The 4,447-nt window shown below is 30.0% G+C and carries 4 protein-coding genes; all 4 read right to left on the reverse strand.

The window, feature by feature from the left end:
* The coding region (locus E6248_RS13665) for a response regulator (protein WP_316341342.1) at window positions 1-1,440 on the reverse strand (1,440 nt) is incomplete at its 3' end.
* A 185-nt stretch (window positions 1,441-1,625) separates the two neighbouring features.
* A complete protein-coding gene (locus E6248_RS13670; protein ID WP_316341343.1) occupies window positions 1,626-1,790 on the reverse strand; it encodes a hypothetical protein in 165 nt (54 codons plus the stop codon).
* A gap of 17 nt (window positions 1,791-1,807) precedes the next feature.
* Window positions 1,808-2,830, reverse strand: a complete 1,023-nt coding sequence (gene mglC / locus E6248_RS13675) for a galactose/methyl galactoside ABC transporter permease MglC (protein ID WP_316341344.1) — start codon at window positions 2,828-2,830, stop codon at window positions 1,808-1,810.
* A 16-nt stretch (window positions 2,831-2,846) separates the two neighbouring features.
* Entirely contained in the window at window positions 2,847-4,346 is a 1,500-nt protein-coding gene (mglA, locus tag E6248_RS13680; protein WP_316341345.1) for a galactose/methyl galactoside ABC transporter ATP-binding protein MglA, read from the reverse strand.
* Between the last annotated feature and the right edge of the window lie 101 nt (window positions 4,347-4,447).

Here is a 4,447-nt window from a genome sequence, read left to right on the forward strand (position 1 = left end):
TCTCACATCTGTAAGATAATTTACAAAACTCATATCAGTTTCCTTTTTAAATATTGTAGAAAAATAAGTTTGACTAACATGCAAATTTGAACATAGTTTTTCTACAGATATATCATAATCTTTGTAATTAATCTTTATATATTCCTTAGCTTTTTCTACTAATATCTTAGATGAATTTACTCTTTCCTTCTTAATTATTTCATTCAAAGTTATTGCTTTTAATATGAACCATTCTTTAATTTCTTCAATAGAATTAAAGTCATCTAAGTATGTATAAAAATTAAATTCACTTCCAAAAACATCATTAACCTCTATATTATGGCTCTGAGTTAATTTAAGCATAGATGTAAGAACTTCCATCAAATAAATTCTATACTTGGCTAGTTGAACAAGTGATTCTTCTATCTTTTTAAATATACTTCCAACTGTTTTTCTTATATTATCTTCACCTGAAAGTTTAATAGAGTTTAAAAATCTTATTTCTTCTTGATCTTCAAATTTAAGTTGAACAGAATTATCTGGTTCTAGATCATCAATATATATTGTTTTTCCATTACCTAATATTTGTCTATATCCTAAGGCGCTTTGTGCCGTTCTATAAGAAAATCTTATTTCATTAATATCTTTATATATTCTACCTATTCCTATAGATATTGTACTTCCAAAGACACATTCAAAAATTTTGCATACTTCATTTAATCCTTTTATAACCTTCATAATGTTATCCTTTTCATCAAGAGATAACAAAACTACCATTTTATCTAAATAAGGAAAGCTTATAAACTTACAATAATTCTCCATAGTCTCATCTACCATATTTTTAATTGATACTGAAACTAGTCCACTATCTTGATCTTTAGAAAGACCATCAATATTTATTATAGCTACGCATAGATATTTAGTTATAAAATCTAATCCTAGTTTTTCTTCATTTTCTTTCCACTGATCTTTATTAATTCTACCTTCTAAGGCTCCTACTAAAAATTGTTCTCGTATCACCGGGATACTTTCCAAATAATGTTTTTTCAGAGTATCAATATTCCTTTTTTCATTATATTCCTTGTCCAATTTTCCTTTTAACCTTTTTAAGACCTCTATAAGTTCAAGAGAATTAATAGGTTTTAATACATACTCAACAACATTTATTTTAATAGCTTGATGAGCATAGTCCAAATCATCTGAACCAGAAAAAATAATTATTTTTGTTGATGGCATTAAATCGATTACTTTTTTCCCAAGCTCCAACCCATCCATAAAGGGCATTTTAATATCTGTCATTATTACATCTGGATGAAGTTTTTCAGCTAATTCTAAAGCTTCTTGTCCATTCTCTGCATCCCCTACAACTATAAACCCATTTTCTTCCCAATTTATTTTCTTAATGACTCCAAGTCTGATTTCTTCTTCATCATCTACAATCATTAATTTATATAACCCCATAACTAACCTCCAAGTTAATAATATGAAAACTAAATTAATAAATACTAAAGTAAAAAATTTCCTAATACTAAAGTTAATTATACCATATTTTATTAAACTTTTTTATAAATATTTAAATGCATAAAAATAGGGCGGGTTAAAATTAACCCCACCCTATTATATGAGCAAAATATCTCTTTTATACTTTATACTAATATTCCTATTATTAGTGATAAAATAAGCAAAGTAAATAATGCTACTAAAACCTTATCCATTGTTTTTACTGATACATTTAAGTTTCCATAGAGGGTATCCCTCATTGATTTCCTCGGAACTTCTTCTACTTTTTCTTTAATAGCTTCATTTTCCATTATTATCATTTCCTTTATTATTTTTTAGCTATATATTTTCTTACATCTAATGAAACTGCAACTATAATTATTAAACCTCTAATTATATATTGCCAATATGCATTTACGCCTATGAAGTTTAGTCCATAGTTTATTACTTGAAGTAATACTGTACCAATTAATACTCCTGGGATTGTACCAATACCTCCTGTAAATGATACACCTCCAACTACGCAGGCAGAAATTGCATCTAGTTCATAGTTAAATCCTGTACTAGTTGTAGTAGATCCTGCTCTAGCTGCTTCTAAGAAACCTGCAAGTCCATAAAGCACACCTGAAATTATAAATATAAACATTATGTTCTTTACTAAGTTAACACCTGAAACTGCTGCTGCTTCAGGGTTCCCCCCAATAGCGAACATATTTTTACCAAGCTTTGTTTTATTCCATACAAACCACATTATTGCTGCAACAATTGCAAGATAAAATACCAAGTAAGGTATTTCTACACTACCTAATTTAAAATAGCCATTAACAAAAGAAGTATATCTTTCATCTAAGTTAGCTACTGGTTGAGCTCCTAGTGGCGGTCTATCAATATATAAGCAAGATGCACCATAAGCTATAAGTTGGGTACCCAAAGTTATAATAAAGGCATGAACTTTCAGCTTTGCAACCCCGAATCCATTAATAGCACCAAATATCCCACCAATTACTATAGATATAAACATTGGTAATATTAATGGTAGTGCTGGTAAATCTGGATACATTCTTGCAGCATATGTTGTTGATTGCAATAATGATGCTGATATAATTGCTGTAAAACCTAAAATACGCCCAGCAGAAAGGTCAGTACCTTGTAGTACTATTAATCCCGCAACACCAAGCGCAAGGATACCACGTGTTGATGCTTGACTTAAAATATTAGTAAAGTTCTTCAATGAAAGGAATCCTGGCTCCTTTATAACAAAGAACACTATCATTATAAACAGAACTATATATAGTGCATAATTAAGTAAGAAATTTTGTAAAGATTCTTTATTAAATTTAACTTTATTCATAGGTTCCACCTCTATTCTAAATATATTTAGCAGCCATAGTCATAATATCTTCTTGTGATAATTTATCTGCATCACCTATTCCAGCTACTTTTCCGTTTGACATTACAAGTATTCTATCGCAAATTCCTAATAATTCTGGCATTTCGGAAGAAACAACTATAACGCCTTTGCCCTTATTTGCTAAATCTATAATAAGTTGATAAATTTCATATTTAGCTCCAACATCTATACCTCTTGTTGGCTCGTCTAACAATAGTATTTCAGGATTAGTTAATAGCCATCTTCCTATAATTACTTTTTGTTGATTTCCTCCTGATAAGCTTCTAATTAGTGTCTTTTGACTTGGAGTCTTAACCTTCATACTATCAATTGTCCACTTAGTATCTTCAGACATTTTCTTATTGTCTAATACTCCATACTTACTATATCCATCTATATTAGCAATCATAGTATTAAACTTAATGTCAAGTTGTCCAAATATCCCATTAGCTCTACGTTCTTCTGTTAATAATGCAAATCCATTTTTTATTGCCTTACGAGAGTCTGTATTTTCTACCTTATTTCCATGAAGCAGTATCTCTCCATCACTATGTTTAGCTATTCCAAATATTGTTTCTAACAATTCAGTTCTTTTAGAACCAACTAGGCCTGCAACCCCAAGTATTTCTCCCTTTTTTAACTCAAAGGATACTTCTCTAATTGAAGGCTGATAAGTACCAGTTAAATTTTTAACTTCTAATATAACATCCTCAGGTTTATTGGTCTTTGGTGGGAATCTATGAGTTAAATCACGTCCAACCATTAGCTTTATTATCTTATCTGTTGTAAGATCTTTAGCTGGATTTGTAGCTATCCACTTACCATCACGCATAATTGTTACATCATCAGAAATTTGAAGGATTTCCTCCATCTTATGAGAAATATATATAATACCGCAGCCCTTATCTCTTAATTTATTTATAATTTTAAATAAGTGATTAACTTCCTCATTGGTTAAAGATGATGTAGGCTCGTCCAAAACTAATATTTTAGCATTATATGAAACTGCCTTTGCTATTTCAATCATTTGTCTTTGCGAAACAGAAAGCTTAGCCATCTTTGCTCTTGGATCAACTTCTATTTCTAATTCATCTAATATTTTTTTTGTTTCATCGTACATGTCTTTTTCATTAACTACTCCGGCTTTCCCTGGATATCTACCAAGCCAAATATTATCCATAACATTTCTTTGTAAAACTTGGTTTAGCTCTTGGTGAACCATAGCAACACCATTATCCATAGCTTGCTTTGGATTAGAGAATTTACTCTTTACACCATCTATAAATATATCTCCACCATCTTCAATATAAACACCAAATAAGCATTTCATTAAAGTAGATTTACCTGCTCCATTCTCTCCCATCAAAGCATGTACAGTTCCTGGCCTTACTTTTAATTGAACCTTATCTAATGCTTTAACACCTGGAAACTCTTTGCAAATATCTATCATTTCAAGAACATATTTTGTATCTGCCATAACCTTTTCACCACTTTTCTATTATTTATTAAACTGCATAGTGAAGACTCACTATGCAGTTTATAGGAAGATTATTTTTATTCTTTAAGAAACTATTATTA

Origin of the sequence: Clostridium sp. (assembly GCF_032552055.1) — a bacterium.
GTDB lineage: Bacteria > Bacillota > Clostridia > Clostridiales > Clostridiaceae > Clostridium.